Source organism: Arthrobacter sp. CAN_A214 (assembly GCF_015751955.1).
GTDB lineage: Bacteria > Actinomycetota > Actinomycetes > Actinomycetales > Micrococcaceae > Arthrobacter_D.
The window spans coordinates 361,598-368,610 of record NZ_JADOUU010000002.1 but is presented as its reverse complement, the minus strand read 5'-3'; the positions used below and the strand labels follow the sequence as shown (position 1 = coordinate 368,610).

General features: G+C 58.1%; 7 protein-coding genes. 2 read left to right on the top strand and 5 right to left on the bottom strand.

The annotated features are described in order from the left end of the window. Positions 1-195: 195 nt before the first annotated feature. Genes IWX65_RS18030 through IWX65_RS03605 form a run of 3 tightly spaced genes read right to left on the bottom strand, consistent with a single transcriptional unit; the run spans position 196 to position 2,300 of the window. The gene (locus tag IWX65_RS18030) at positions 196-609 is read right to left on the bottom strand and encodes an Ldh family oxidoreductase (RefSeq protein WP_196881068.1); all 414 of its coding nucleotides are present in this window, start codon (positions 607-609) and stop codon (positions 196-198) included. A 19-nt stretch (positions 610-628) separates the two neighbouring features. Further along, positions 629-1,285, bottom strand: a complete 657-nt coding sequence (locus IWX65_RS03610; protein WP_196881067.1) for an Ldh family oxidoreductase — start codon at positions 1,283-1,285, stop codon at positions 629-631. A gap of 55 nt (positions 1,286-1,340) precedes the next feature. Then, complete coding sequence (locus IWX65_RS03605) at positions 1,341-2,300, bottom strand: hydroxyacid dehydrogenase (protein ID WP_196881066.1); 960 nt, start codon at positions 2,298-2,300, stop codon at positions 1,341-1,343. Between the two features lie 297 nt (positions 2,301-2,597). On the opposite strand from IWX65_RS03605, the gene IWX65_RS03600 reads away from it, so the two are divergent. Beyond that, the gene (locus IWX65_RS03600) at positions 2,598-3,353 is read left to right on the top strand and encodes an IclR family transcriptional regulator (protein ID WP_196881065.1); all 756 of its coding nucleotides are present in this window, start codon (positions 2,598-2,600) and stop codon (positions 3,351-3,353) included. Between the two features lie 7 nt (positions 3,354-3,360). Here IWX65_RS03600 and IWX65_RS03595 read toward each other — a convergent pair whose 3' ends face one another. Then, a complete protein-coding gene (locus IWX65_RS03595; RefSeq protein ID WP_196881064.1) occupies positions 3,361-4,479 on the bottom strand; it encodes an MFS transporter in 1,119 nt (372 codons plus the stop codon). 153 nt (positions 4,480-4,632) lie between these two features. Then, positions 4,633-5,316 (bottom strand): IclR family transcriptional regulator, encoded by a 684-nt coding sequence (locus IWX65_RS03590; RefSeq protein WP_196881063.1) that lies wholly within the window; start codon positions 5,314-5,316, stop codon positions 4,633-4,635. Between the two features lie 255 nt (positions 5,317-5,571). Between IWX65_RS03590 and IWX65_RS03585 the strand changes: the two genes are divergently transcribed. Next, the gene (locus IWX65_RS03585) at positions 5,572-6,822 is read left to right on the top strand and encodes a CaiB/BaiF CoA transferase family protein (protein WP_196881062.1); all 1,251 of its coding nucleotides are present in this window, start codon (positions 5,572-5,574) and stop codon (positions 6,820-6,822) included. The last annotated feature ends 191 nt before the right edge of the window (positions 6,823-7,013 follow it).

Sequence of the window (7,013 nt, the reverse complement as noted above, 5' to 3'; positions counted from 1 at the left end):
CGCAGGAAAGATCCCACTCCCCACCCGAACCCCGTCCAAACCCTCACCGCCGGCCCACGAATAGGACTCAGAACGATAAGTCTCGTTCCCGCTTGAAGTGATCCAATTGCAGAAATCTGCAGGATAAGCACCCCGCTGAAGGGCCACCCCCGATTTCAAGGACCCCGACTGTAAACCAACCTTAGAGAGGCATCGCTATCGGGTCGCAGCGCCGGCTTGGAGGATAAACGGGACCCCGTTGTGCTCGCACACCAACTGGATACTGCTAAGAAGCAGTCCCGGCAAGGGAACGCCCGATCGCATCCTTTGTTCTCGGCAACGCGCCTCAGGTTCTTCTCCGACGAGAACAGGCCGCTCTGGTTTCACGGGCAACGTCGAGTGCATCAGGTGGATCAAGTCAGCCGTGTAATCGAGCGCTTTACCACCGGGATTGAATATTTCGGGATCAAGTGCAAGAACGAAGTGGCCAACATTGTCCCCAAGTTCCGGCGACGAACCGGGAAGGGCAGCGTTTGATAAGGCTGCGCTGAGAACCTGCACCATCACCGAGAGCCCATATCCTTTATGTCCACCTGTCTGGGTGGTCGTTCCACCTACTGGCGCGTCCACCTTCGCGCCGTGTGCGCAGTTATTCGTAGGCGAGCGTGGAGTCTGTGATCGACTTGCCTGCTCCGTCTACAACCCATCCTTGAGGCAGTTTTTCTTTCTTGAGGGCATACATCTTGACTTTGTTCATCGCGACCGTGCTTGTGGACATATCCAGCACGAACGGTTCTCCACCGCTGGACGGCGCTGCGAACGCAAGTGGATTGATGCCAAGCGCCGGATGCATCCCGCCGGTCGGGATTACCGCGACCGATGCGGCCGTTGTAGTAATCATGCCAATCAGTCCCCTGGCGGCAGCGCGTCGGACGTAGTACCCGGCAGCGCCGAAATGATGCGAGTTAAACACAGCGACAGCGCCAACACCCAAAGTTTGAGCCTTATCGATTGCGAGATCCATCGCTTTCATCGCGGCAGGGTGACCTAGGCCAGCCTTCGCATCCAAGACAGCAATCGCCGGTGTCTCGGTAACTATTTCCGTCTGTGCCCGCATGTCCAGACGGCCACCGCTTACCAGCGCGTCGTACTTCATCAGCATTGAAATGCCGCGGGAGTCGATTCCGGATAAGTCGGCGTCACTCATGGCGATGGCAGTTATGTTGATATTTTCCTCGGACATTCCCCAGTGCCGGAGGATGATTTCGATCTGCTCGCGGATCTTTCCAACACCAGAGAATTGCATGGTGGTCTCCCTTTTTTGTGTTGATACCTTCGGCAGTTCCCTATTCCAGCGTTTTTCAGCTATCGCGCAACTGAGAGAGCTGGTTGACCACCGCGGACGGAAATTCACCGCGGAGAACCTGACAAATGTAGTCCGCTGCCTCTAGCGCTACCCGTATGAGTGATTCCTCGGTTTGTCCACCGATGTGGGGTGTAATGATCACATCGCATCGTGCCAGCAGAGGGTGCCCATCGGGCAGTGGTTCCACCTCCGCCACATCAAGCCCCGCACCACCTAGATGGTTCAAGTTAAGAGAGTTCAACAGCGCATCATCGTCTACCACTCCCCCGCGCGCCGTATTGATAATGACCGACCCTTGCTTCATCTTCGCCATCTGGCTTTCACCAATGAGATGCCTGGTCTGCGGTATCAGCGGTACGTGAATGCTCAGAGCATCTGAGTCTTGGAGCAAGTCCTCGAAAGATACAGGTCGAGCACCTCGCCGCTGAATCTCCTCACTGGTGAGACCCGGATCGAAAGCGATAACGTTCATGCCGAATCCTGAGGCGGCGATCCGTGCCACTTCAGCAGCGATTCGGCCGAACCCAACGAGCCCTAGAGTACTGCCACGCAACTCGCGACCGGTTAGTTGGGAACGCGAATTCGAACTCGAACCAGCTTGGTTGGCCCTATCAGCCGAAATTAGATTTCGCCGCAAAGCAAGTAGTAAAGCGATAGCGTGTTCAGCCACAGCGACCGTATTGGCCTGTGGGGTGTTCGTCACCACTACTCCGGCCGCGGTAGCGGCGCGGACATCGACCGTGTCGGTCCCGACTCCATGCCGAGCAATAATTTTGAGTAGGGGCGCCGCATCAATCTGCTCGGCCGTGACGCGTGCGGTACGCAACAGAATGCCTTCCACCTTCGATGCGACCGCACCGAACTCCACTTTGTTGGGGCCGTAGCCTAGAGCGACATGGGCCAGACTGCTAAGGTTCTCCAGCGCCTGTTCGTGGACGGGATGGGGAATCCACACGAGCGGTCTACTGCTACTCATATAACGTCAGCTCCGGGTTTCCAACGGCGTCGAGGTACTGATGAGCCTAAATGGCTCCTACTTTCCTTGACGGAACCATATTTTTCTCATAGTATGAGAAAAGTTTTCATACTATGGTAGAATTTACCAGATTGTGCTAGCGCTGTCAATGCCGTGCACCGATATGAATGATCGGCAACCGTCAGTGCAGAAGCTGGCCCGAACCGATAATCACCATATGAAAAATAGGGTCCGCTTTGGGTGTGCCTGTAGACAATAAGACCGAAGGAGGCAACCGTGGTTACCGAGAAGGATCATGTGACGATGCGTTCATTGGAACGTGCAATTGACATACTTGAGGTCCTTGAGGATGCAAGTATGCCATTGCGTTTGGTTGACATAGCTTCCAGGACTGGCCTGCACAATGCCACCACCCAGCGCATTCTTGCAGTGCTTGAAACCCGGCGCCGGGTCGAGCGCGATGGTGCAGGCTATCGAGCCGGAGTTTCACTGATTTTCGGTGCTCACGCTTACGTCACCACCAATCCCCTGGTTGCGGCCGCACGCCCGGTGCTTCAGGAACTTGCCAGCCGGACCACGCTGACGACCTCGTTGTTCGTGCGCAGCGGCTGGCACCGCGCCGCCGTCGCCCGTGTCCACGGGTCAAGGCCGTTGGGATATGAGCTACCGATCGGAGCGAAGCTTCCACTGTTTCTAGGATCCGGAAAGACTTTGATAGCCGAACTGTCAGCTGAGGAGTTGGACGCTTTTCTTACGGCTGTGGAACCAATGATCAATGCCGATCGGAAGGTGGTCAGCAGCGAATCGCTTCGGTCTGACCTTGCGCAGGTCAAAAAGCAGGGGTTTCATGTTTCACGTAGCGAAAGGCAGATCGGAGCGCTGTCGATTTCTGCTCCTGTCCGCAGTGCGCGTACGGCCAACATCATAGGCGCTCTCGCCATCGGCGCAGCTCGGGAAGATGTCCCCGAGCACGAGACTGAGGCGCTTACCGTCGAAGTCCGCCGAGCTGCTGCCGCCATCGTCGCTAATTAGGCGCGGTTCAGATACGTGCTCTTAAAATGATGGGACTGGTAGCTGCGAGAAATACGGCGTTGGTCCAGAAGATCCCCGACACTCCGAGCGGTGCAGCGATAGCGCTTACGACAAGGGGAATCGCCGTTTGAGCGAGGCGATTGGCTGTGATCCGGAGGCCCAGCGCCGCCCCGTGCAATCTCGTGGGGGTTTGTGCAACTACCCACGCGAGGGTCAGTGGTTGAGGAAGTCCCAGGCCTACACCGAGCAGGACCATCACCACTCCTGCGCCCAGCTCTTCAACGAGAGGAAGGGCAATAAGACCTGCGGTCGCTAAGGTCATAGACGCCATAAGAAGCCATTTACGCCCGCACCACTCAATCAGCTGCCTCATACCGATGCGGGTGCCAACGGTAACTGCAGCACGGAGTGCTAAAAGCCACCCCACCGTGGTGATGCTGACTTCGGATTCGATTGCCCATAAAGGGAGAAACGTATATAGAAGGTCTATTGTCGCAATGACGAAACCACTCACCGTCAAGGCGCGCCAGAGGCCAGGCGTGGTGAGCACATTCAGCGAATCACTGCGCAGGCTGGTTACCGGACGAATTCCGGTGCCGGCAGGTTCAGCCCGCCATAACGGATAAAAGGTTAGGAGGGAGAGCCCGGCCAGAATCCCAAGCAAAATCAGACCCGCCACAGTGTCTGGCTCTTCCTGTGCGCTGACACTCATCGTCGCTATAGCGGTGACGCCGAGTGGGCCAAGCATCTGCCCCACCGAGCCCCAGGCGGTTAGCGTTCCGAAAGCTTTGTCGCTGTTGCGACCACCGGTCCGCTGGGCCACATAGGCTTGTTGGCCTACGACAGCAACAAGCTGGCCCAGGCCCATGAGGGCGGCCGCACCGGGCAACCATCCATATCCGGGTAGGACGACTGTCGCAGTGATGCCAATCGTGACGGTGAGGATGCCAAATAGGCATAGGCGGCTGCCCCCATACCTCCCAGCCAGACGCCCTACAGGTAGCGCTGCAATAAGGGCGGGGACGGCAAATGAGGTGACAATCAGTCCGAGTAGGAAAGGGTCAGCGCCGGCCTGAATGGCGCGGTAGCCAATCATCAATCTGCACCCGACGAAAACGGCCTGCATCAACATAGCCTGGGCGGATAACGCCACCGTCCACGACCGGTTGTGCCCGCGTGGCCTCATCGCCGTATCGGAACATTAAAGCCTTCGATGAAGGTAGTCCCTGCGGGCCGATCCCGGTCGTGTTCATGCACACGATTTAGCCGTAACGGCATCTCAGATATCCCCTAATACTGCGGAGAGCCGGTTTGCCGCGTCTTGAATGCTTCGCAGCGCCTTCTCACAAGCTGCATCGTCCAGGCGGGTGCGCGTTCCCGCGACACCGAGTGCACCAATCAACGAATGTCTGATGCCGAAGACCGGTACCGCAACAGCGGCCGTTTCCGGGTCTCGCTCCCCCTGGGATATGTAATATCCCTGATCGCGGATTGCGTCATAGGGCGCACCCTCCGCCCCGGAGAAAGCCATCAGGACTCTTGCGCTCGCGCCTCGGTCGAGCGGCAGTTTCGATCCCTCTTCCAAGCTATAGCGCAACATGCGAGGGGCGTGCTGACGGTACAGACAGACCCGGTGCGGTCCTTCGCGGACGTAAAATGCCGCGGTTTCCTCAGTCTTTTCGACGAGACCGCGAAGGGCTGGGCGCACGTAGTCCGCGAGGTCGAACGCCTCCTCATACTGCTGTCCCAGCCGCAATACCGCGGAACCGAGCCGGAACGATCCTTCGGCCTCTCGGTGAAGAAACCCGAATCGCTCCAATGAAGCTGCCAATCGGAGGATGGTGCTGGGATAGAGCCCCGTCCTTTGCGCGAGTTCTGACAGCGTCAGACGCGGGCGACCCCCGACGAACGCGTCGAGGAGGGACAGTGCGCGCTCTACTGATTCGACCTTCTGCTCGGCCATCCGCCGTTGTTCCCGTCCCTGGCACTCCACGTCTCACTGCCATAGCCTATGCTGTACAGCAAAACAATCTTCTGTCTGATAGAAACATTACCATCGAGCGACCCACTGCTGTTGTTCGGAGACATCCCAGTAGCCCAACCCATTGAGGAATACATCGATGAGCTTCACTTGCCATACAACCAATGCCGGGGATAGTTCGTTCACCCCCGGTCGCGCGGCCCCAAGAGTTTTCACCGCAGCGGAGGGGAGCCGCACATGAGCCGAGCACTCCCCCTGTGCGGGATCAAGGTCGTCGAGTTCTCACATATGGTGATGGGACCGTCCTGCGGCCTCATCCTGGCCGACCTCGGCGCAGACGTAGTCAAGGTCGAGCCCACGGGCGAAGGCGACAAGACCCGTCACCTTCCAGGATCCGGAGCCGGATTTTTCCCCGCATTCAACCGGAACAAGCGCAGCCTGTCCGTCAACCTGAAGTCTGCTGAGGGCATCTCCCTGGTGAAAGAGCTCATCGCCGACGCCGATATCGTCACGGAAAATTTTCGCCTCGGCGGCCTCGACGCCATGGGCCTGGGCTACGAGGAGCTGAGCAAGACCAACCCCGGCCTGATCTACTGTTCGTTGAAAGGGTTCCTTGCCGGCCCCTATGAGCACCGAGCCGCCTTGGATGAAGTAGTACAGATGATGGGTGGACTGGCCTATATGACGGGCCCACCTGGGCGACCTCTACGCGCGGGCTCATCGGTCAACGACATCATGGGCGGCATGTTCGCAGTGATCGGCATCATGGCAGCCCTCCAGGAGCGAACGAGCAACGGGAAGGGACAATTCGTCAGAAGCTCGCTCTTTGAGAACAACGTCTTTCTGGTAGCGCAACACATGGCCCAATTCGGTGTGACCGGAGCTCCCGCAGCGCCCATGCCGGCACGGCTGTCCGCTTGGGCCGTATATGACGTTTTCCAATGTGCAGACGACCTCCAGGTGTTCGTCGGTGTCGTCACGGACACACAGTGGCAAACCTTCTGCTCCCACTTTGGACTCGAGCAGCTAGCCACGAATCCGCTGTTCGAAACCAATACCCAGCGGGTAGCAGCGCGGGCGGATCTGATGCCGCAGCTTAGGGAACTGTTCGGACGTCTCACGCGGGCCGAAATCCTCCAACGCTGCGAAGCCGCGGGATTACCCTTTGCGCCGATCCTCAGCCCAGAAGAGCTGTACGCGGATCCGCACTTGCAGCAGAGCCCCGGAGCTCTCATTGATGTGACCCTCGCCGACGGCTCAACAGTCGGAATTCCGGCGCTGCCTCTCGAGCTCCACGGAAGCAGGTTGGGTCTGCGTCGCGATATCCCCCGGGTCGGTCAGCATTCCAGGGAAATCGCCGCTCGGCTGGGGTATAGCCCCGAGGAGATCTCCCGACTGGGCGAATCGGGAGTGCTCACCTTCGATCACGCCGCTGCAGCGGTCGCTACCGACGACGACTCCTTCGTCAAGGACCTTGGAACGGCCTAACGCCACTGCTGCAGGTTGTCGTTTCCGACTGAGCTCCGGCATCACGTCAGAACCGCAATGCTTGACGGCACGGCGGGATTATGGGCAAAATGTGTTATCTTGATCACATGATAATTACTCTCACACAGTGAGAATCACAGCGCTTTATTTGGGTCGGCTGGACTGACCAAAAAATTCACGAAGGCAGGTAC